General features: G+C 72.8%; 19 protein-coding genes and 1 riboswitch. Of the genes, 14 read left to right on the forward strand and 5 right to left on the reverse strand.

Going from position 1 to position 20,330, the window contains the following annotated elements; translation table 11 throughout:
- Positions 1-55: 55 nt before the first annotated feature.
- Entirely contained in the window at positions 56-544 is a 489-nt protein-coding gene (locus tag ACGF4C_RS10855; RefSeq protein ID WP_393565157.1) for an acyl-CoA thioesterase, read from the forward strand.
- A 42-nt stretch (positions 545-586) separates the two neighbouring features.
- On the opposite strand, the gene ACGF4C_RS10860 is transcribed toward ACGF4C_RS10855, so the two are convergent.
- On the reverse strand, positions 587-1,837 hold the full coding sequence (locus ACGF4C_RS10860) for an MFS transporter (protein ID WP_393565159.1): 1,251 nt from the start codon (positions 1,835-1,837) through the stop codon (positions 587-589).
- A 70-nt stretch (positions 1,838-1,907) separates the two neighbouring features.
- Between ACGF4C_RS10860 and ACGF4C_RS10865 the strand changes: the two genes are divergently transcribed.
- Entirely contained in the window at positions 1,908-3,164 is a 1,257-nt protein-coding gene (locus ACGF4C_RS10865; protein WP_393565161.1) for an ROK family transcriptional regulator, read from the forward strand.
- A 137-nt stretch (positions 3,165-3,301) separates the two neighbouring features.
- Here ACGF4C_RS10865 and ACGF4C_RS10870 read toward each other — a convergent pair whose 3' ends face one another.
- Entirely contained in the window at positions 3,302-4,081 is a 780-nt protein-coding gene (locus tag ACGF4C_RS10870; RefSeq protein WP_393565162.1) for an SDR family oxidoreductase, read from the reverse strand.
- 187 nt (positions 4,082-4,268) lie between these two features.
- Positions 4,269-4,399, forward strand: a riboswitch (FMN riboswitch).
- 152 nt (positions 4,400-4,551) lie between these two features.
- Here ACGF4C_RS10870 and ribD point away from each other — a divergent pair.
- The 10 genes from ribD (at position 4,552) to ACGF4C_RS10920 (ending at position 13,263) form a co-directional block, all read left to right on the forward strand.
- Positions 4,552-5,679, forward strand: coding sequence for a bifunctional diaminohydroxyphosphoribosylaminopyrimidine deaminase/5-amino-6-(5-phosphoribosylamino)uracil reductase RibD (gene ribD / locus ACGF4C_RS10875; RefSeq protein WP_393565164.1), 1,128 nt, complete (start codon positions 4,552-4,554; stop codon positions 5,677-5,679).
- 1 nt (position 5,680) lies between these two features.
- A complete protein-coding gene (locus tag ACGF4C_RS10880; RefSeq protein ID WP_393565166.1) occupies positions 5,681-6,325 on the forward strand; it encodes a riboflavin synthase in 645 nt (214 codons plus the stop codon).
- Complete coding sequence (locus ACGF4C_RS10885; protein ID WP_393565168.1) at positions 6,322-6,978, forward strand: nicotinamide riboside transporter PnuC; 657 nt, start codon at positions 6,322-6,324, stop codon at positions 6,976-6,978. Before ACGF4C_RS10880 ends, ACGF4C_RS10885 begins: the two co-directional genes overlap by 4 nt.
- Before the next feature lie 91 nt (positions 6,979-7,069).
- Complete coding sequence (locus ACGF4C_RS10890; RefSeq protein WP_393565169.1) at positions 7,070-8,353, forward strand: bifunctional 3,4-dihydroxy-2-butanone-4-phosphate synthase/GTP cyclohydrolase II; 1,284 nt, start codon at positions 7,070-7,072, stop codon at positions 8,351-8,353.
- A 67-nt stretch (positions 8,354-8,420) separates the two neighbouring features.
- Positions 8,421-8,906: a 6,7-dimethyl-8-ribityllumazine synthase gene (gene ribH, locus ACGF4C_RS10895; RefSeq protein ID WP_030412066.1), complete on the forward strand. Its 486-nt coding sequence runs from the start codon at positions 8,421-8,423 to the stop codon at positions 8,904-8,906.
- Between the two features lie 34 nt (positions 8,907-8,940).
- Positions 8,941-9,213 (forward strand): phosphoribosyl-ATP diphosphatase, encoded by a 273-nt coding sequence (locus tag ACGF4C_RS10900; RefSeq protein WP_030412067.1) that lies wholly within the window; start codon positions 8,941-8,943, stop codon positions 9,211-9,213.
- Between the two features lie 53 nt (positions 9,214-9,266).
- Positions 9,267-10,115 (forward strand): ATP phosphoribosyltransferase, encoded by an 849-nt coding sequence (hisG, locus tag ACGF4C_RS10905; protein WP_030412068.1) that lies wholly within the window; start codon positions 9,267-9,269, stop codon positions 10,113-10,115.
- Between the two features lie 44 nt (positions 10,116-10,159).
- The gene (locus tag ACGF4C_RS10910; RefSeq protein ID WP_393565171.1) at positions 10,160-10,624 is read left to right on the forward strand and encodes a PH domain-containing protein; all 465 of its coding nucleotides are present in this window, start codon (positions 10,160-10,162) and stop codon (positions 10,622-10,624) included.
- Positions 10,625-10,789: 165 nt separating this feature from the next.
- The gene (locus tag ACGF4C_RS10915; protein ID WP_030412070.1) at positions 10,790-12,148 is read left to right on the forward strand and encodes a hemolysin family protein; all 1,359 of its coding nucleotides are present in this window, start codon (positions 10,790-10,792) and stop codon (positions 12,146-12,148) included.
- Positions 12,145-13,263, forward strand: coding sequence for a hemolysin family protein (locus tag ACGF4C_RS10920; protein ID WP_393565172.1), 1,119 nt, complete (start codon positions 12,145-12,147; stop codon positions 13,261-13,263). The genes ACGF4C_RS10915 and ACGF4C_RS10920 overlap by 4 nt, the downstream gene beginning before the upstream one ends.
- A gap of 19 nt (positions 13,264-13,282) precedes the next feature.
- On the opposite strand, the gene ACGF4C_RS10925 is transcribed toward ACGF4C_RS10920, so the two are convergent.
- Both ACGF4C_RS10925 and ACGF4C_RS10930 read right to left on the reverse strand, forming a co-directional pair.
- Entirely contained in the window at positions 13,283-15,172 is a 1,890-nt protein-coding gene (locus ACGF4C_RS10925; protein WP_393565173.1) for an AAA family ATPase, read from the reverse strand.
- A 482-nt stretch (positions 15,173-15,654) separates the two neighbouring features.
- Positions 15,655-16,239, reverse strand: coding sequence for a uridine kinase (locus ACGF4C_RS10930; protein WP_393565174.1), 585 nt, complete (start codon positions 16,237-16,239; stop codon positions 15,655-15,657).
- 237 nt (positions 16,240-16,476) lie between these two features.
- Between ACGF4C_RS10930 and ACGF4C_RS10935 the strand changes: the two genes are divergently transcribed.
- Positions 16,477-17,898 (forward strand): peptidase C39 family protein, encoded by a 1,422-nt coding sequence (locus ACGF4C_RS10935; RefSeq protein WP_393565176.1) that lies wholly within the window; start codon positions 16,477-16,479, stop codon positions 17,896-17,898.
- A gap of 232 nt (positions 17,899-18,130) precedes the next feature.
- Positions 18,131-19,252, forward strand: a complete 1,122-nt coding sequence (locus ACGF4C_RS10940) for an amidinotransferase (protein ID WP_393565177.1) — start codon at positions 18,131-18,133, stop codon at positions 19,250-19,252.
- Between the two features lie 34 nt (positions 19,253-19,286).
- Here the strand turns inward: ACGF4C_RS10940 and ACGF4C_RS10945 are convergent, their stop codons facing one another.
- Positions 19,287-19,721 (reverse strand): GNAT family N-acetyltransferase, encoded by a 435-nt coding sequence (locus ACGF4C_RS10945; protein WP_393565179.1) that lies wholly within the window; start codon positions 19,719-19,721, stop codon positions 19,287-19,289.
- Between the last annotated feature and the right edge of the window lie 609 nt (positions 19,722-20,330).

Raw genomic sequence — 20,330 nt, forward strand, 5'->3', positions numbered from 1 at the left:
GAGCAGTCGCTTACGATGGATGGGCATGTCCGCAACAGCACCAGGAGCCCCGTCCGTGACCGTCGAATCCCTTCCGGCCGCCGCCCTCCCGTACGGCCGGCTCGTCCCCGTCACCGTCCACTTCGACGACCTCGACGCACTGGGCATGCTCCACAACTCCCGCTACCCGCTGCTGGTGGAACGCGCCTGGGCGGAGTACTGGCACGGCCAGGGCTTCGGCTTCGACGGCGACTGGGCCGCGGCCGGCGACATGTGCAACGTCATCAAGGAGATGCGGGTCTCCTACGAGCGCCCGGTCACCCGCCCCGGCTCCTACGCCGCCCACCTGTGGATCGAACGCCTCGGCCGCACCGGCCTCACCTACGGCTTCCGGCTCTGCTCGGCCGACGGCGGCGAGACCTACGCCCACGGCCACCGCGTCCTGGTCCGGGTCGACTCCGCCACGCTGCGGCCCACGCCGTGGTCCGACCGGGCCCGCGCGGTGGCCGGGGAACTGCTCCGGCCGGAGGGCGACGAGCCGGAGACGGCGGCGGAGGCGGCCTGATCCGCCGGACCGCGAACGGCCCGCCGCCGCGACCGGTCCGGGTCAGGACCGTTCCAGGTCGCCCGCCACCGCGGGCGCGCCCCCCGAAGCCGTACGGGCCGGGACGGCCAGCACCCGGGCGCCCACCAACAGACCGCAGGCCAGCGCCGTGACCAGCGCGAACGACACCGTCAGCGAACTGGCCTGGGCGATCCCGCCGATCGCGGACGGGGCGATCAGCCCGGACGTGTAGGTGATCGTGGCGACCCCCGCGATCGCCTGGCTCGGCGCCGGACCGCTGCGCCCGGCGGCCGCGAAGGCCAGCGGGACCACCACCGCGATGCCCAGGCCGATCAGCCCGAACCCGGCCATCGCCGGCACCGGGTGCCGGGCCGCGACGATCAGCAGTCCACCGGCCGCCGCCAGCGCGCCCCCGGCCCGTACCGTGCGCACCGCGCCGAAGCGGGCCACCACCTTGTCGCCGGCCAGCCGCGCGGCCGCCATGGTGCAGGCGAAGGCGGTGGTCGAAGCGGCCGCCAGGCCGGCGTCGGTGCCCAATCGGTCGCGGAGGTAGACCGCCGACCAGTCCAGCCCGGCGCCCTCCGCGAACACCGCGCAGAATCCGATGGCCCCGATGACCAGGGCCGACTTCGGCGGCAGCGCGAACCGCGGCGGCGGATGCTCCTCGGGGGCGCTGCGCAGGTCCAGCACGCCCCGGCAGGCGGCCGCGCCCAGCAGGGTCAACACCAGTGCGGCACCGGCGAGATGGAGCCGGGCGTCCCAGTCGGCGTGCGCGGCCAGGGTGCCGGCCGCCGAGCCGAGCAGCGCGCCCACGCTCCACATCCCGTGCAGCCCCGACATGATGGGCCGCCCGAGCCGGTCCTCGGTCTCCACGCCGAGGGCGTTCATCGCGACGTCCGCGGTGCCGGAGGCCGCGCCGTACACCAGCAGCGCCGGGCAGAGCGCGTACAGACCGGGGGAGAGGGCGGGCAGGACCAGCGAGAGGGTCCACAGCGCGAGCAGGGTGCGCAGTGCCGTCCGGGCGCCGAAGCGGTGGCTGATCCGGCCGGCCAGCGGCATGGCCAGCGACGCCCCGATCGCCGGGAAGGCGAGGGCCAGCCCGAGCTGGCCGGCGGAGATGCCGGTGTGGTCCTGGATCCAGGGGATGCGGGTGGCGAAGTTGCCGGTGACCGAGCCGTGGACGAGGAAGACCAGTGCGACGGACCGACGGGCGCGGCGCAGCCCGTCCTGTGGGAGCGGGCAGAGGGGGGAGAGGCGGGAGAGGGAGCCGTCGGGGGTGCCGGTGCCAGCCATGGGCGGTAAATTATCAGGAACCCTGCCTGTTAATAAGGGAGTTGGCCCGGCCGGATGACAGAATCCCGCCATGCATCCCCCGCGCGCGGCCGCCGCCGGCCGTACCGCCTCCCCGGCCACCGCCCGGCTGATCAACGACCGGCTGGCGCTCCAACTCCTGCAGTCCGACGGCCCGTTGACGGCAGGTCAGCTGAAGGGGCTGACCGGGCTGTCCCGGCCGACCGTGGCCGACCTCGTCGAACGCCTCCAGCAGGCCGGACTGATCGCCGTCGTCGGCGAGAGCGGCGCACAGCGGCGCGGACCCAACGCCCGGCTCTACGGAATCGTCGCCGACCGGGCCCACCTCGTCGGCCTCGACCTGCGCACCCACAGCGTCACGGCCGCGGTCGCCGACCTCCTGGGCCGGGTACGCGCCGAACACACCGCCCCCGTCGGCGCGGACGCCGGCCCCGAAGTGGCCGTCGCCACCGCCCTCGCCGTGGTCGACAAGGCGCTCGCCGCGGCCGGCGCCGACCGGCCGCACACCCTCGCGGTCGGCGCGCCCGGCCTGGTCGACCCGGCCACCGGCCGGCTCGGCGGCACCGACCGGCTCCCGTCCTGGCACGCCACCCTGGTCGGCGAACTGCGCACCCGGACGGCCGCACCGGTCCTGCTGGAGAACGAGGTCAACCTCGCGGCCCTCGCCGAACAGCGCGAGGGCGCGGCCCGCGACCACGACACCTTCGTCCTGCTCTGGCTCGGCCACGGCACCGGCGCCGCGGTCGTCCTGGACGGTGTGCTGCGGCGCGGCGCCTCGGGCGGCACCGGCGAGATCGGCTTCCTCCCCGTCCCCGGCACCGGCGCACTGCCCTCCGCCACCGGCTGCGACGGCGGCTTCCACTCCCTCGCCGGCTCCGCGGCGCTCTGCGCCCTCGCGGCGGAACACGGCCTCGCCGCCCCGCCCGGCGAACCGGCCGGCCGCCGCGGCACCGCCGGCCCCACCGACGCCCCGCCCGCCGAGGCCCTGGTCCGCGCCGCCGTCACCGCCGAGGAAGCCGGCGCCGACGCAGCCGCCACCGCCTTCCTCGACGCCCTGGCCGCCCGGGTCGCCCTGGGCGCGGCGGCCGTGTGCGCGGTGCTCGACCCCGGCTGCGTCGTCCTCGGCGGCGAGATCGGCCTGGCCGGCGGCGCCGCGCTCGCCGACCGGGTCGCCGACCGGCTGGCCCGGCTCTCCCCGCTGCGCACCGACGTACGGGCCGGCGCGGTCGGCGGCCGGGCGGTACTGCGCGGCGCCGTCCTCGCCGCCCGGGACGCGGCGCAGGACGAGCTGTTCACCCCGGCGGGCTGACCCCGTTCCGGACGGACCCGGGCCGCACCCGATGCCGCACGGCCCCGGGCCGACCGGACTCCGCCCGGCCCCGGCCCGGCACCGCTCCGCCCCGGCACCGCTCCGCCCCGCCCGGCTCTACTCCGCCCGGCCCGCGCTCAGTGCGCCGCCCCGCCACCCGCCCGTTCCGCCAGGAACTCCGCGTAGGTCCCCACCCCGACGGCGTTTTCCGGGGTGAGGTTCCCGCCCCGACGCAGCGCCGCGCCCACCTTGCCCGGCACCCGCACCGGCATCAGCAGCCGGCGCCGCCCACCCGCATCGAGCGTCGCCCGCACCAGCTCCCGCGCATCGAGCACCTCGGGCCCGCCCATGTCCGTGACCCGCCCCGCCGGCTCCCCGGCCGCCAACCCGGCCAGCCGCGCGGCCACTTCGCGGACCTCCACCGGCTGCATCCGCACCCCGGTCGGCACCGGCACCACCGGCGACCGGGCCCCCGCCTTGACCATCTGGAGCACCAGATCGTGGAACTGCGTCGTCCGCAGCACCGTCCAGCCGATGCCGGAGTCCTCGATCAACCGCTCCACCGCGAGCTTGGTCCGGTAGTAGCCGAGCGGCACCCGGTCCACCCCGACGATCGAGATGTAGACCAGATGCGGCACCCCCGCCGCCGTCACCGCGTCGAGCAGCGGCCGGGCCGCCTCCAGGTCACCACCGGACGGCGTCGAGGCGCAGTGCACCACGGCGTCCACGTCCGCGAGCGCCACGTCCAGCCCGGTGCCCTCGCGCAGATCGACCGCGTACGACCGCAGCCGCGGCCGTTCGGTGCCGGTGTGCGGCCGCCGGCTCACCGAGCGGACCTCGTGCCCGTCGCCCAGCAGCCGCTCCACCAGCGGCCGGCCGAGCGTGCCGGTACCGCCGGTCACCAGAATTCTCGCCATCGTCGATCAGTCCTTGCGTGCGGGGGGACAGCTGCGTCCCCGGGTCGTACCGTCCCCTCATGACGGAACAGCCGGCCGCGTTCGTGACACCGCGGCGCGCCGGACGCTGTGAGACAGCCCACAGCGGTTCGCCCGCATGGGCGACTATCGGCCGTGGCAGACTGAAGCTGTACTGACATAAGAGCAGCAGCGCACTCCGGGGTCGGTGTAATTCCGAACCGGCGGTAACAGTCCGCGACCCGTCCGCATCCAGTGGCCGGTTGAGCAGGTGGAATTCCTGCACCGACGGTGAAAGTCCGGATGGGAGGCAGTGCGCGGCGGGCGAGCTTCGGTACACCGCCGTCGGCGGCGCCTTCCGGTCGTATCCGGGCGGGCGCTCCCTTTTCCGGCGCGGTGCCCCCGTTGCGTCGTTCCGCTTCCTGTCGTCCAGACAGCCCCGGAGTCCGTGCCCGAAGAGGCAGGAGGACCCGGTGGCCACCGCAGCCCCCGTCGAGACCGCGGCGATGCGCCGAGCCATCGAGCTCGCCGCCCGCGGCCTCGGGCACACCAGCCCCAACCCCGTGGTCGGCTGTGTCGTCCTGGACTCCCACGGCCGCACGGTCGGCGAGGGCTGGCACCAGCGCGCCGGCGGCCCGCACGCCGAGGTCCACGCCCTGCGCGCCGCGGGCGAACGCGCCCGGGGCGGCACCGCCCTGGTCACCCTCGAACCCTGCAACCACACCGGCCGCACCGGCCCCTGCGCCCGGGCGCTGATCGACGCCGGGATCGCCCGGGTCGTCTACGCGGTCTCCGACCCCACCCCGACCGCCACCGGCGGCGCCGTCACCCTGGCCGAGGCCGGCATCGACGTCGAGGGCGGACTGCTCGCCGACGAGGCCGCGGCCGGCAACGAGGCCTGGCTGACCGCCGTCCTGCGCGGCCGCCCCTTCGTGCTGTGGAAGTACGCCGCGACCCTCGACGGCCGGATCGCCGCCGCCGACGGCACCAGCCGCTGGATCTCCTCGCCCGAATCGCGCGCCGACGTCCACCGCCTCCGGGCCGCCGCGGACGCGGTGATCGTCGGCTCCGGCACCGCCCGCGCCGACGACCCGCAGCTCGGCGCCCGGATCAGCGGGCTCACCGACGACGAGATCAGCCAGCCGCTGCGGGTCGTCGTCGACTCCGGCGCCACCGCCGTCAAGCCCGGCGCCCGCGTCCTGGACGGCACCGCACCCACCCTGATCGCGGTCGCCGAGGACGCCGACGCCGCCCACCTCGAAGGTCTCGCCCCGCTCGTCCGGCTGCCGCGCGCCGCCGGCGGGCCCGGACTGTCCATCCCCGCCCTCCTCGCGGCCCTGTACGAGCGGGACGTCCGCTCCGTACTCCTGGAAGGCGGGCCCACCCTCGCCGGCGCCTTCCTCGCCGCCCGGGCCGTCGACAAGGTCGTCGGCTATCTCGCACCGGTGCTGCTCGGCGCCGGACCGGCCGCCGTCGGCGACGCCGGAATCACCACCCTCACCCAGGCGTTGCGGCTCGACGTGACCGACACCCAACGGCTCGGCCCCGATCTGCGCATCACCGCCACGCCCCTTCGCCCCGCCCTCCCCGAGGAGAACTGAAGTGTTCACCGGAATCGTCGAAGAACTGGGAGAGGTCGTCGCCATCGAGGACCTCGGCGACGCCTCCCGGTTCCGACTGCGCGGCCCCGTCGTCACCGAGGACGCCAAGCACGGCGACTCGATCGCGGTCAACGGCGTCTGTCTGACCGTCGTCGAGACCGCCGACGGTGAATTCACCGCCGATGTGATGGCCGAGACGCTCAACCGCTCCAGCCTCGGCGCGCTGACCGCCGGCTCCCGGGTCAACCTGGAGCGCCCCATGGCGCTCGGCGGACGGCTCGGCGGACACCTCGTCCAGGGCCACGTCGACGGCACCGGCACCATCGTCGGGCGCACCCCCGCCGAACACTGGGAGATCGTCAAGATCGCGCTGCCGGCGACGCTGTCCCGCTACGTCGTCGAGAAGGGCTCCATCACCGTCGACGGCGTCAGCCTCACCGTCGTCGAGGCCGCCGACGACTACTTCACCATCAGCCTCATCCCGACCACCCTCGCGCTGACCACCCTCGGCATCAAGCAGGCCGGCGACCCGGTGAACCTCGAGGTCGACGTCCTCGCCAAGTACGTCGAGCGGCTGCTGGGCCGGCGCTCCGCGGACGCCGCGGACCTCCACGACATCGAAGAGATCAAGGAGATGGACCGGTGAGCGTCCTCGACCCGTTGAACGGCGTGGCCTTCACGGCCTTCGGCCAGCACGTCATCTGGTCGGACATGATCGGCAACACCATCGGTCTGGCCGCCCTGGCGCTCGGCTGGCGGCGGTCCATATGGACCTGGCCGGCCCAGTTCCTCTCCGGCCTGATCCTCGTCGCCGCCTACGCCTCGGCCCACCTCAGCGGTGGCGTCGGCAAGCAACTCCTCGTCATCGGCGTGGCGTTGTGGGGCTGGCGGCAGTGGCAGCGTGGCCGCCGGCAGGCCAGGGACGGCTCCATCGCCGTACGCTTCGCCGGCCGGCGCGAGCGCGGAGTGCTGCTCGCCGGCACCGCCCTGGGCACCGCCGCCGTCGGCGGCCTGTTCACCCTCTTCCCGCAACTGTCCTGGAACCCCTGGCCGGACGCCTACATCTTCGTCGGCACGCTCGCCGCGATGGTCGCCCAGGCCCGCGGCCTGGTCGAGTTCTGGTTCGCCTGGCTGCTGGTCGACGTGGTAGGCGTCCCGCTCGCCTTCAGCAGCGGCCTCGCCTTCTCCGGCCTCGTCTACGTCGTCTACCTCGCCCTCGTCGTGTGGGGCATGCGCGACTGGTGGCTGCGCTCGCGCGCCGTCGCAGATCGCACCGTCCTGGAAGGAGCCCTCTCGTGAGCGACGCACGCGCGGCCGCCGGGCCGCAGACAGTCACGAAGGCCGCACCTCTGCGCCGCGCGGGCGGAGAAGCGAACAAGGGAGCACAAGCATGACCGCCCTCAAGAGCTGGTACGACGCGGACGACGCCCTCCTCCTGGACCCCGTCGAGCGGGCCATCGCCGACATCGCCGCCGGCCGCCCGGTCGTCGTCGTGGACGACGAGAACCGCGAGAACGAGGGCGACCTCGTCATCGCCGCCGAGAAGGCCACCCCCGAGGTCGTCGCCTTCATGATGAGCGAATGCCGCGGACTGATCTGCGCGCCCATGGAGGGCCCGGAGCTGGACCGGCTGGAACTCCCGCAGATGGTCGACCACAACACCGAGTCGATGCGGACCGCCTTCACCGTCTCCGTCGACGCCACCGCCGCGCACGGCGTCTCCACCGGCATCTCCGCCGCGGACCGCGCCACCACCCTGCGCCTGCTGGCCTCCGGCGACTCCGCCCCCGGCGACTTCGTCCGGCCCGGCCATGTCTTCCCGCTGCGCGCCCGGCCCGGCGGCGTCCTCGTCCGCAACGGCCACACCGAGGCCGGCGTCGACCTCGCCCGGCTGGCCGGCCTGCGCCCGGCCGCCGCGATCGTCGAGATCGCCGGCGAGGACGGCGCGATGCTGCGACTGCCCGAGCTCGTCCCGTTCGCCCGCAAGCACGGTCTGTCGATCATCTCCATCGAGGACCTGATCGCCTACCGCCGCTCGTCCGAGCCGACCGTCCGCCGCGAGGCCGCCACCCGGCTGCCCACCGCGCACGGCGAGTTCACCGCGTACGGCTACCGCTCCACCGTCGACGGCGTCGAGCACATCGCGCTGGTCGCCGGCGATCTCGGGGACGGCGAGGACGTCCTGGTCCGGGTCCACTCCGAGTGCCTGACCGGCGACATCTTCCACTCCCTGCGCTGCGACTGCGGCCCCCAGCTGGAGGCGTCGCTGCAGCGGGTCAGCGACGCCGGCCGCGGCGTGGTGATCTACCTCCGCGGTCACGAGGGCCGCGGCATCGGGCTGATGTCCAAGCTGCGCGCCTACGAACTCCAGGAGCGCGGCCGGGACACCCTCGACGCCAACCTCGAACTGGGCCTGCCCGCCGACTCCCGCGACTACGCGGCCGGCGCGCAGATGCTGAAGGACCTCGGCGTGCGCTCGCTGCGCCTGATGACCAACAACCCGGACAAGACCGCCGCCCTGACACAGCACGGCCTGCAGGTCACCGGCCGGGAGCCGATGCCGGTCCAGGCCGGCGAGCACAACCTGCGGTACCTGCGCACCAAGCGCGACCGCATGGGCCACGACCTGCCCTGGCTGGATGCCGATCACGCCGGCACCTGCCACAACCAGTAATCCCCCCCAACCCCCAACCCCCGCAACCCCACCACCAACCGGCACCACCACCCCTACAAGGAGAACCGTGAGCGGCAAGGGCGCACCCGAACTGACCGTGAAGAACTGTGGCGACCTGCGGGTGGCCGTCATCGCCGCGCAGTGGCACGAAAGGGTGATGGACGGCCTGGTCGACGGCGCGCTGCGGGCGCTGACCGAGCTCGGCATCGACGAGCCCACCCTGCTGCGGGTGCCCGGCACCTTCGAGCTGCCGGTCGTCGCCAAGGTCCTGGCCGGCCGCGGCTACGACGCGGTGGTCGCGCTCGGCGTGGTCATCCGCGGCGGCACCCCGCACTTCGACTACGTCTGCCAGGGCGTCACCCAGGGCCTGACCCAGGTCTCGGTGGACACCGGCGTACCGGTCGGCTTCGGCGTGCTGACCTGCGACACCGAGGAGCAGGCGCTGGACCGCGCGGGCCTGGAGGGCTCGGCCGAGGACAAGGGCCACGAAGCGGTCACCGCCGCGGTCGCCACGGCCGCCACCCTGCGCACCGTGTCGGAGCCCTGGCGCTGAAGCGAGGGGGCGACCGCGTAGGGTAGTCACCATCATGTCCAAGAAGACGTTCGAGGAGCTGTTCGCAGAGCTCCAGCAGAAGGCCGCCACCGGCGACCCCGCCACCTCCCGTACCGCCGAGCTGGTGCAGGCCGGTGTCCACACGATCGGCAAGAAGGTCGTCGAGGAGGCCGCCGAGGTCTGGATGGCCGCCGAGTACGAATCCCACGAGGCCGCCGCCGAGGAGATCTCCCAGCTCCTCTACCACCTCCAGGTCATGATGGTCGCCAAGGGCATCTCCCTCGACGACGTCTACGCCCACCTCTGAACCACCCCAGGCACCCGGCCCAACTCCCTTTAGCTGCAAAGGAAATCGCTCTCATGCTGCGCATCGCTGTCCCCAACAAGGGTTCACTGTCCGAGCCTGCGTCGGCGATGCTGCATGAGGCCGGCTACCGCCAGCGCAAGGACCGCAGGGAACTGGTCCTGGTCGACGCCGAGAACGAGGTCGAGTTCTTCTTCCTGCGCCCCCGCGACATCGCGGTGTACGTCGGCTCCGGCAAGCTCGACATCGGCATCACCGGCCGTGACCTGCTGCTGGACTCCGGCTCGCCGGCCGAGGAGATCCTCCAGCTCGGCTTCGCCGGCTCGACCTTCCGCTACGCCACCCGTCCCGGCACCGCCAAGGACGTCAGCGAGTTCGGCGGCATGACGGTCGCGACCTCCTTCGCCGGACTGGTCAAGCAGCACCTCGCCGAGAACGGCGTGGACGCCTCCGTGGTCCGTCTGGACGGCGCGGTGGAGACCGCCATCCAGCTCGGTGTGGCGGAGATCATCGCGGACGTGGTGGAGACCGGCACCACCCTGCGCAACGCCGGACTGGAGATCATCGGCGAGCCGATCCTGAAGTCCGAGGCCGTGGTCATCCGCGGCACCGGAGCCCCGGACGACGACCCGAAGGTGCGCCAGTTCCTCCGCCGCATGCAGGGCGTCCTGGTGGCCCGCCGGTACGTGATGATGGATTACGACATCCGGGTCGAGCACGTCGAGAAGGCCGTCGCCCTGACCCCCGGTCTGGAGTCGCCGACCGTCTCCCCGCTGCACCACGAGGGCTGGGTCGCGGTCCGCTCCATGGTCCCGTCCAAGGAGGCCCAGCGCATCATGGACGAGCTCTACGACCTCGGCGCCCGGGCGATCCTGACCACCGGCATCCACGCCTGCCGGCTCTGACCGGCCCGTACCGCCCCAGCCCACCGACGAAAAGACTTCACGACGTGTCCGCGGCACCCCCCGCCCCGCTCCCCGGCCTCCCTGTGACGTTCCGGCCGACCCGCACCCGGGTCGTGCTGTACACGGTCGGCATCGCCCAGCTCGCCGCCCTCACGGCGATCGCGCTGGCGCTGCCGAAGCTGACCGGCGGCGAGCGGATCAGCTTCGTCGTCACCGGACTGCTGGTGGGCGCCGTCCTCCTGCTGCTCGGCCGCCCCAAGGTGGTCGCGCGGCAGGAGGGCGTCACGGTCGTCAACCTCACCACCCGGCGCGAGCTGGCCTGGGCCCAGATCGTCCGGGTCAACCTCCGGCAGGGTGATCCCTGGGTCCATCTCGACCTGGCCGACGGCACCAGCCTGCCCGCCATGGGCATCCAGCCCGGTATCGCCCGAAATCAGGCCATTCGGGACGCTCGTGCGCTGCGTGACCTCACCGAGAAGCACGGTGCGCTCGACCACACGGCCGGATGAGCCTGCCCTAACACGGGCCCCGCTGTTTACTCTGTTCTCCGGGACGCACCCCGCGCCCCGCCCCTTCGTGGGCCCAACCCGACCCGAGGAGTGACTCCCTCCGGCAATGGACGGATCGTCCTGTAGTACCTGCGCCGCCCCTCCGCATACCAAGGGGGCGGCGGCATGACCGGCCCCCTGCTGCTGCTCGCGGCGGCCCTCGTCCTGATCCTCGCCAACGGATTCTTCGTCGCCGCCGAGTTCGGCCTCGTCACCGTCGAGAAGGCGGACGCCGAACGCGCCGCGGCCGACGGCGACCGCCGCGCCGGTACCGTCGTCTCCGCACTGCGCGAACTCTCCTTCCAGCTCTCCGGCACCCAACTGGGCATCACCATCACCTCCTTGGTGGTCGGTATGCTCGCCGAGCCCGCGCTGGCCGACGTCCTGTCCGGCCCGCTGCTCGCCACCGGGCTGCCCAAGGGCGCGGTCCCCGGCATCGCCGTCGTCCTCGGCATGCTGCTGGCCTCCGCCGTCCAGATGGTCATCGGTGAGCTGGTGCCCAAGAACTGGGCGGTCTCCAAGCCGCTGCACGTCGCCCGCGTCGTGGCCGGCCCGCAGCGGCACTTCTCCCGCTTCTTCCGCCCGGTGATCACCCTGCTGAACACCGTCGCCAACCGGCTCGTGCGCGCCCTGGGCGTGGAGCCGACCGACGAGCTGGCCTCCGCCCGCACCCCCGGCGAACTGGTCTCGCTGGCCCGGCACTCCGCCCGGGCCGGCGCCATCGAGCAGGACACCGCGGACCTCTTCGTCCGCACCCTGTCGCTGGCCGACCTGACCGCGGAGAACGTGATGACCCCGCGGGTCCGGGTCAGCGCCCTGCAGGCGTCCGCGACCGCCGAGGACGTGGTGAACCTCACCCGCGCCACCGGCCTGTCCCGCTTCCCCGTCTACCGCACCCGGCTCGACGAGGTCGTCGGCATGGTCCACCTCAAGGACGCACTGGCCGTCCCGGCCGACGAGCGGCTGCGCACCCCGGCGGTCCGGATCGCGGTGCCGCCGCTGCTGGTGCCCGAGACGCTGCCGGTGCAGCCGCTGCTGGAGCGACTGCGCAGCGAACAGCCGATAGCCGTGGTCGTCGACGAGTACGGCGGCACGGCCGGCGTGGTCACCCTCGAGGACATCATCGAGGAACTGGTCGGCGAGGTCCGCGACGAGCACGACCGGGTGGACCTGCCCGAACTCGGGCAGGCGCCGCCCGAGGAGGGCCGCCCCGCCTGGGACGCCGACGGCGGCTGCCGGGTGGACACCCTGCGCCGGATCGGCCTGGACGCCCCCGAGGGGCCGTACGAAACGGTGGCGGGACTGGTGGCCCACATACTCGGGCGGATTCCCGCCCCCGGCGACACCGCCGAACTCGACGGCTGGCGGCTGCGGGTGCGGCTGGTCGCACACCACCGCGCCGAGCGGATAAGGATCGTCCGGACCGCGGCCGCCGCTCCGGCCACCCGTGAGCCCGTCGCGGCCGGTGCGGAGGTGGCCCGATGACCCTGGCCCAGCTGCTGCTCGCGGTGCTGCTCGTGCTCGCCAACGGCTTCTTCGTCGGCGCCGAGTTCGCCCTGGTCTCGGTCCGCCGCTCCCAGATCGAACCGCTGGCGACCGGGGGCTCCAAACAGGCCCGCCGGGTGCTGCACGGTCTGGAGAACCTCCCGCAGATGATGGCCGCCGCACAGTTCGGCATCACCGTCTGCTCCCTGACGCTCGGCGCGGTCGCCGAACCGACCGTCGCCCGCCTCCTGGAACCCCTGTTCGAGGCGGTCCGGATGCCCGCCGCCCTGATCCATCCGCTCGGCTACGTCATCGCCCTGGCGCTGGTGGTCTTCCTGCACCTGGTCATCGGCGAGATGGTCCCGAAGAACCTCGCGATGGCGGCGCCCGAGAAGACCGCCCTGTGGTTCAGCCCCGGCCTGGTGGCCTTCGCCCGGCTGTGCCGTCCGGTGACCGCCCTGCTCGGCGCCTGCGCCCACGGGGTGCTGCGGCTCTTCCGGGTCGAGCCGAAGGACGAGGTCGAGGCGGCCTTCACCAGCGAGCAGCTGACCCATCTGGTCGAGGACTCCGGCCAGGCCGGTCTGCTCGAACCGGCCGAGCAGGAGCGCCTCTCCGACGCCCTGGAGCTGGGCAGCCGCCCCGTCACCGACGTCCTGCTGGACCCGGCGGCGCTGATCACCGTCGAGCCGACGGTGACGCCCCGCCAGGTCGAGGAGCTGACCGTACGCACCGGCTACTCGCGCTTCCCGGTCTGCGCCCCCGGTGGCGCCTACATGGGCTATCTGCACGTCAAGGACGTCCTCGACCTGGAGGAACGGGACCGTGCGGTGCCCCAGCGGATCTGGCACGCGATGACCACGCTGCGCGCCGAGCTGCCCCTGGACGACGCCCTGACGGCGATGCGGCGGGCCGCCTCCCACCTGGCGGCGGTCGCCGACCCCAGCGGCCGGGTGCTCGGCCTGGTCGCGCTGGAGGACGTGCTGGAGATGCTGGTCGGCGAGGTCCGCGACCCGGCCCACCGCCGGACCCCGGCCTCCCGCACCCCGGGCGACCGGCTCGCGGAACCCCGCGACGAGACGTCGCTGCCCGCGGAGGACCGGGCGATGGCGCGCTAGGAAGGACACCCCGGCCGCGTCAGAATCCCGGTGACTCCGGCCCCCGCCCCGACAGCACCTCGCCGTACGCCTGCATCAGATCCGGCAGCCGCAGGGTGGCGAGGTCGTCGCGGGTGGGGGTGCCCTGCCAGGTGGACAGCCGCAGGTCGCGGTAGGCGCAGCTCTTCTCGTAGAGGGTGCGCAGGAAGCGGCCGTTGCCGAGCTCGTCGACCCAGCCCTGGTCGACGACGTGGCCGCTGATGCTGCACAGCTCGTCGCGGGCCTCCGCGTCCCAGCGGTCGCCGTTCTCCGCGGCCAGGACCTCCCCGATGGCGGTCAGCTCCAGCGGCCGGTAACTGGGGAAGTCGACCCGGGTGGTGAACCGCGAGGACAGCCCCGGGTTGGCGGCCAGCAGCCGGTCCATGCCCTCGGGGTAGCCGGCGAGGATGACCACCAGCCGGTCCCGGTTGTCCTCGGCGCGCTTGAGCAGCACCTGCAGCGCCTCGTCACCGTAGGCGTCGCCCTTGCTGTAGCCGGAGTTGGACAGGCTGTACGCCTCGTCGACGAAGAGCACCCCGCCCAGCGCGGAGTCGATCAGCTCGTTGGCCTTGACGGCGGTCTGCCCGAGGAACTCGCCCACCAGGTCGGCGCGTTGGGCCTCCACGAGGTGGTCGCCGCCGAGCAGCCCCAGCGCGTAGAAGACCCGCCCGAGTATCCGGGCGACGGTGGTCTTGCCGGTGCCCGAGGGCCCGGAGAAGACGAAGTGCCGTTTCGGCGGCTGGACCGGCAGGCCCTGGCCCGCCCGCAGCCGGGCCATCCGCAGCTGGGCCGACAGCGCCCGCACCTGCCGCTTGACCGGCTCCATGCCGACCATCCGCTCCAGCTCCGCCAGCGCCTTCTCCAGCAGCACCGGATCGGCCGGCCCGGCGGGCAGCCGCTCGGTGCCGCGCGGTCCCGGCACCGCGGCCTTGGCCCGGGCGGCGGCCGGCTCGCCGCCGGCCGCGGCGGCGCCGAGCGGATCACCGTCCGGCCCGCCCGCCTCACCGGTCGCCAGCAGCTCCCGCCCGTCGACGGGATCGAGCGGCGCCAGCGGGTCCAGGTCGCCGCCGGCCTCCTGGCCGAGCCCGGACGCGGAGACCGCCGCCAGGCCCGCGCCCTCGTCCAGCCCGTCCACCTCGGCGATCGCGGCGAGCCGGGCCGCGGTGTCCATGAACGCCGGGTCCACCCGGTGCACCGCGCGGTAGAGGGGGAGCGCCGCGGCGCTGCGTCCGGTGCCCTCGTGGGCGCGGGCGAGCCAGTAGCGCAGCTCCTTGCGCTGTGGCTGCTCGCTGCGGCACCGCATCAGCGCGGCCGACAGCAGCGGCTCGGCCTGCCCGTACATCTCCAGCCGCACCCGCGCCATCCCGCCGAACAGCCCGGCCTCGATGCCCAGCACCGCATCGCCCAGCAGCGGGTCGGTGTGCCGGACGAGCTGGTCCCAGTCCTTGACGAGATAGGCGCGGCAGGCGTGCAGGAAGCGCACCTGCGGGTCGGTGTCGACCGGCGGGCAGCCGGCCAGCGCCTGGTCGAGCTCGGCGACGTGCCGGCCGTCGAGCCAGTGCGAGGCGTGCGCCAGCAGCAGGTCGCGGCCGGTCTCCAGCACCGGCTGCACCCACCAGCCCAGCCAGTACCAGGAGTTGAGGGTGCGTCGGTGCCGGGTGCGCATCTCGCCGAAGCGGTCGCGGTGGCGGTGCATCCGCAGCAGGGCGATGGAGGTGTCGGCGCGCAGCGCGTGCAGTCCGAGCCAGGCGTCGGCCATCGACGGATCGAGCCGTACCGCGGCCCGGAACTCCTCCTCCGCCTGCGGATAGGCGCCCACGGTGTAGGCGTCGACCGCGCGCAGCCAGGCGAGCTCGGCCGGGGCGGGCGAACCCTGAGTTCCGAAATCCATCCGTCCCCCCACAAAGCGTCCCCCGTGTGTGCCGCCGGGCCGGTGCCCGCCGCTGGAAGCCGTCCGAACCGGCGTACGGCATACGGGAGTTGACCCTCGCCGCGGCGGATTTCCGGTGTGTGGCCTGCGGTGGCACAGACCCGCATGGTACCTGCGGGAACGGCGCGGGCCGTAGAGGGCGGTACGGGGCAGGAGCGGACGAGTGGTACGGCGCGGCGGCGCGAAGAATGCGGTGACCCAGGGTGAGGGTGAAGGCGGCGCACGCCGGCGGCGCGAGGTGGTTTTACGCAGAACGAAGCCCCCGATCACGGGGGAACAACCGGGGGCTTCGCATCTGCGGGCGGTCCGTTGAACCGCACATTGAGAACGTAAGTCCTGTACGCCCCCCAGGTCAAGCCGAGTTGGGGCACTCGGCAAGACCCTGTCGTCGGTGCGCCCCCCACCGGGCGCCGTCCGCTACGCAGAGTGAACTGCGGGGCCGATCACCACGCCGATCCCGGCCCCATCCGTACCTCGTACCCCAACTTCCCCTGGTGCACCAGAAAATCGGCGTAGGGGCGCGAAGGGTCCGCCGCGAAGTGCGCGCGCTCCGCCGGAATCCAGCCACTCCAGAACGCCGAGAGGCTCGGCCCGTCCCGGAGTTGCCCCCTTTCCCAGGAATGTTCGCGCGTCAGTTCCATCCACAGCAGAGCGCTCAGATACGGCCGCAGCGTCCGCCGGCCGGTGCCGACGCCCTCGACCAGGACCACCGGCGCGGGGGCCAGCGCACGCTCCTCGATGAACTCCCCGCGCACCCAGTCGTAGATCCCGTACCGCGCCGTCCCGCCCCGCGACAGCGGCTCCACCACCTGGGTGCGGAACCGCTCGTCCCAGGCGAACAACTCCTCATGGGTGGCCAGGTCGTCGGTGTGCACCACCGGCGCACCGCCCAGTGCCCCGGCGAGCCGCTCGGCGAAGGTGGTCTTCCCCGAGCCCGCGTGGCCGTCCACCGCGATCAGCCGCACCGGTCCGCAGGAGGGCGGCAACGTACGCAGCCGGGCGGCGAGCGGGGCCAGATCGTGAACCATCGCGCCAGCGTACGCCGCGGCCGGCGCCCTCCCGCTCGCCACTGGTGTGGACCAATATTTCCCGGGCGACGCGCGCCGCAGCGCCTTCCGAAGCAGGTCCGGAACGGCAATAGTTGAGCCACTGCCGATCCTCCCCGAGCTCTCCCTCGCGCCGAGCAGGGGAGACGCCGTTGCCCGTCCGCCGCCCCGGCCCGCCCCGCCCATCCGATCGCACGCATCCGACTGGGGGACCTCCACATGACCAAGTCCGCGCCCCGGCGCACCGTCCTGGCCGCCGCGCTCGCCGCCGCGGCCGGCGCCGCCACCCCCTTGGCCCTGGCGCACGCCGCCGACGAACCCCGCAGGACCGCCGCGGCCGCGGGTACCGCAGGGCAGGCGGCCCCGGACGCCACCGCCGACACCACCGCGCGCCGACCGAAGAGCCCCGTGGACTATCACGCCTGGACCACCCCGTCCGACTGGGGCCGGGGCCACGCCGACGGCACCGCCGTTGCCCACGGCCCCCGCCCCGGCATCCGCCTCGCCCGCCCGGCCGGCACCGCCGACTACAAGGACCCGCACACCGGCCGGACCGCCGCCTGGGAGTACGCCACCTGGACCTCCCCGGTGCACGCCCTTGAGGTCCCCGCCACCGAGGTCGTCGCCTCCTGGAACGCGCACACCCCGCCCGGCACCTGGATCACCGTCGAACTGCGGGGCACCTACAGCGACGGCACCGCAACGCCCTGGTACGTCATGGGCCGCTGGACGGCCGGCGACGGCGACGCGGACATCCGGCGGACCTCCGTCGACGGCCAGAAGGACGGCAAGAGCAGCATCTCCACCGACACCTTCGCCGTCGACAACCCCGCCGGCGGCCTCCGGCTCACCTCGTACCGGCTCCGCGCCACCCTCCACCGCAGGCCCGGCACCGCACTCACGCCCACGATCTGGCGGCTCGGCGCCATGGGCTCGGACCTCCCCGACCGCTTCGAGGTACCGGCGTCCACACCCGCCCTGACCGGCCGCGAACTGGTCGTCCCCCGGTACTCGCAGGAGATCCACAAGGGCCAGTACCCGGAGTACGACAACGGCGGCGAGGCATGGTGCAGCCCCACCTCGTCCCAGATGATCATCGAGTACTGGGGCCGCCGGCCCACCCAGCAGCAGCTGTCCTGGGTCAACCCCGACTACGCCGACCCCCAGGTCTGCCACGCGGCCCGCTACACCTTCGACTACCAGTACGACGGCTGCGGCAACTGGCCCTTCAACGCCGCCTACGCCGCCACCTACCGCGACCTCCAGGCCGTCGTCACCCGCCTGACCTCCCTCAACGACGCCGAACGCCTGATCCACGCCGGCCTCCCGCTCATCACCTCCCAGTCCTTCCTGAAGACCGAACTCGACGGCGCGGGCTACGGCACCGCCGGCCACCTGATGACCGTCATCGGCTTCACCAAGGACGGCGACGTCATCGCCAACGACCCGAACTCCCCGGACGACCAGGCCGTCCGCCACATCTACCGCCGCCGGCAGTTCGAGAACATCTGGCTCAGAACCAAGCGCAAGAACGCCGACGGCAAGGTCGTCAGCGGGAGTGGCGGGGTTTGTTACCTGTACTTCCCGGCCCGGCCCAGTGCCGTACAGCGCAGGGCGCTGCGCGCGGTCGGAGTCGTCTGACGGAAACGTGCCGAAAGGGTAAGGGCGCGGCCAACTCCCGTTCCTCGGACGTTCGTTGTGCCCTTTTCCGTTCCCCGTTGAATAGCAGAGCACGTAGTAAGTGGCAAGGCAGGAATTTTGGCCAAGATGTGAACGACCCTTGCCCCGGTCGTCGGTCGCCGCGTTCAATCGATCTTCATCACGGCAGTCAGGTTCCTGGCTGCCGTGCGCCATGAGATCGAGGAGCGAGTGCGTGACAGCCCAGAACGACCCACCCGTGCGGACCTACCCGTCCGCCGATTCCGCGGACCGGCCCACGAGCCCGGTGTGTTCCTACACGGAGTGGGACCCGCTGGAGGAAGTGATCGTCGGCATCGTCGACGACGCCAGTTTCCCGACCTGGCACATGGCCTTACCGCCGGTGCTCCCCGGCGACCAGCACGAGACCTTCCGGCGGAATGCCGGAAAGCCGTTCCCGCCCGAACAGGTCGCCGCGGCCCGCGCCGAACTGGAGGAATTCGTCCGGATACTGGAGGGCGAGGGGGTGACGGTACGCCGGCCGGAGCCCATACCGCAGCGCACGCCCTACACCACGCTCGACTGGACCAGCACCGGGATGTACGCGGCGATGCCCAGGGACGCGATTCTCGTCGTCGGTGACGACATCATCGAATGCCCGATGGCCTGGCGCTCCCGCTACTACGAGAACCTCGCCTACCGCCCGCTGCTCAAGGAGTACTTCCACGGCGGCGCGAAATGGACCGCCGGACCCAAGCCCGAGCTGACCGACGCCCAATTCGACCAGGAATGGAGCGATCCGGGCGAGGACGGCCCGCAGCGGCTGGTGGTGACGGAGTTCGAGCCGACCTTCGACGCGGCCGACTTCACCCGCTGCGGACGCGACATCATCGCGCAGAAGAGCAATGTCACCAATGACTTCGGAATCGAGTGGCTGCGCCGCCACCTCGGCGACGAATACCGCATCCATGTCTTCGAGTTCAAGGACTCGCACCCGATGCACATCGACGCCACGCTCGTTCCGATGGCGCCGGGCAAGCTGCTGATCCACCCCGAACGGGTGCCGGAAGTGCCGGATCTTTTCAAGGGCTGGGACGTGATGGCCGCGCCCGAACCGGTCATCCCGGATTCCCATCCGCTCTACATGACCAGCAAATGGATCAACATGAACATCCTCATGCTGGACGAACAGCGGGTCATCGTCGAGCGCCAGGACGAGCCGATGATCGCGACGATGAAGAAGTTCGGTTTCACCCCCATTCCCTGCAATTTCCGCAATTTCAACAGCTTCGGCGGATCCTTCCACTGCGCCACCGTGGACGTCCGGCGCCGGGGAACCCTGCAGTCCTACTTCTGAGGGAACCGCGGGGCGGAGTTCGCGGGCGCGGGCGTCAGGCGAGCCGCAGGTCGATCCAGGGGATGGTGTCGCCCGGCAGGAGGTAGCGCTCCACTTCCTCGAAGCCCTGCTTCAGCGCGAACCGCAGGCCGTCCTCGTTCGAGGACAGGACCACGGTCTCGATCGTTCCGGCACCCAGCGCGCGGGCCCGCTCCAGCCCCCGCGCGTACAGCTCCCCGCCGTACCCCTGCCCGCGGTGGGCGGCCAGCACCCGGGCGATCACCGTGGCCGTGCCGTCCACCGGCAGCCGGACGGTGCTGCAGCCGATGAGGACGTCACCGAGATACGCGACGTCCAGGTGGTGGCGCCCGGAACGCTCCCGTACGTCGTCGAGGGACAGCTGATGGGTGGGGATGATCACGTTGTGGACGTGCTGCCAGTCCGCCAGACCGGTCTCGCCGTCCACCCGTACGAAGCGCAGTGTGGGCACCGGGCAAGGTAACCGGCGAGTAGGGGCGACTGTCAACGGTTGCGCTTTGCGGCGCATCCCACGTACCTGTCTGTCCCGCCGCGGGTCGCCTCGCCGTTGCGCTTTGCGGCGCCCCCGAACGTACTCGGCCGTCCCGCCGCGGGGCGTCTCGCCGTTGCGCCTGCGGCGGGCTGGGTGGGTGTCGGGTGCGGTGACGGGCCTCCGGGGCCGGTTGTGTGGACTGCTGACGCTTTACGTCCACACAACCGGCCCCTCCGGCCCGTCCCCTCCCGTTGGGGATAGGAATGCGGTGGGTGGGGGTGGACGTTGGGGTTGCAAGGGGTCGTTGGGACCCGTAGGGGACGGTCGAACAGAACCCGTAAGGGTTACGAGCGCCCCTTGCAGGGCCTCAACCCAACGGGCGGGGGAGGTATTCCCGCTGCCCACGACGTGGGGTATTTCTGAGACGACGCCCGCCCCCACTCAGCTCACCCTTCCCCCTCACGGGAGGGGCTGGACCGGAGGACGAAGTCTGGAGGGCCGGCACCGCACCTACCACCCACCCAGCCCGCCGCAGGCGCAACGGCGACCAAGCCCGACGGCGGGACAGCCAGGTACGTGCGGGGCGCC

Origin of the sequence: Streptomyces sp. NPDC048197 (genome assembly GCF_043202395.1) — a bacterium.
Lineage (GTDB): Bacteria > Actinomycetota > Actinomycetes > Streptomycetales > Streptomycetaceae > Streptomyces > Streptomyces siderophoricus.

Excerpts from the sequence above, each read along its gene's own strand:
- ACGF4C_RS10860 (WP_393565159.1), bottom strand. The coding sequence starts at position 1,837 with ATGGCTGGCACCGGCACCCCCGACGGCTCCCTCTCCCGCCTCTCCCCC.
- ACGF4C_RS10865 (WP_393565161.1), top strand. The coding sequence starts at position 1,908 with ATGCATCCCCCGCGCGCGGCCGCCGCCGGCCGTACCGCCTCCCCGGCC.
- ACGF4C_RS10870 (WP_393565162.1), bottom strand. The coding sequence starts at position 4,081 with ATGGCGAGAATTCTGGTGACCGGCGGTACCGGCACGCTCGGCCGGCCG.
- ACGF4C_RS10890 (WP_393565169.1), top strand. The coding sequence starts at position 7,070 with ATGACCGCCCTCAAGAGCTGGTACGACGCGGACGACGCCCTCCTCCTG.
- ACGF4C_RS10900 (WP_030412067.1), top strand. The coding sequence starts at position 8,941 with ATGTCCAAGAAGACGTTCGAGGAGCTGTTCGCAGAGCTCCAGCAGAAG.
- hisG (WP_030412068.1), top strand. The coding sequence starts at position 9,267 with ATGCTGCGCATCGCTGTCCCCAACAAGGGTTCACTGTCCGAGCCTGCG.
- ACGF4C_RS10915 (WP_030412070.1), top strand. The coding sequence starts at position 10,790 with ATGACCGGCCCCCTGCTGCTGCTCGCGGCGGCCCTCGTCCTGATCCTC.
- ACGF4C_RS10920 (WP_393565172.1), top strand. The coding sequence starts at position 12,145 with ATGACCCTGGCCCAGCTGCTGCTCGCGGTGCTGCTCGTGCTCGCCAAC.
- ACGF4C_RS10925 (WP_393565173.1), bottom strand. The coding sequence starts at position 15,172 with ATGGATTTCGGAACTCAGGGTTCGCCCGCCCCGGCCGAGCTCGCCTGG.
- ACGF4C_RS10930 (WP_393565174.1), bottom strand. The coding sequence starts at position 16,239 with ATGGTTCACGATCTGGCCCCGCTCGCCGCCCGGCTGCGTACGTTGCCG.
- ACGF4C_RS10935 (WP_393565176.1), top strand. The coding sequence starts at position 16,477 with ATGACCAAGTCCGCGCCCCGGCGCACCGTCCTGGCCGCCGCGCTCGCC.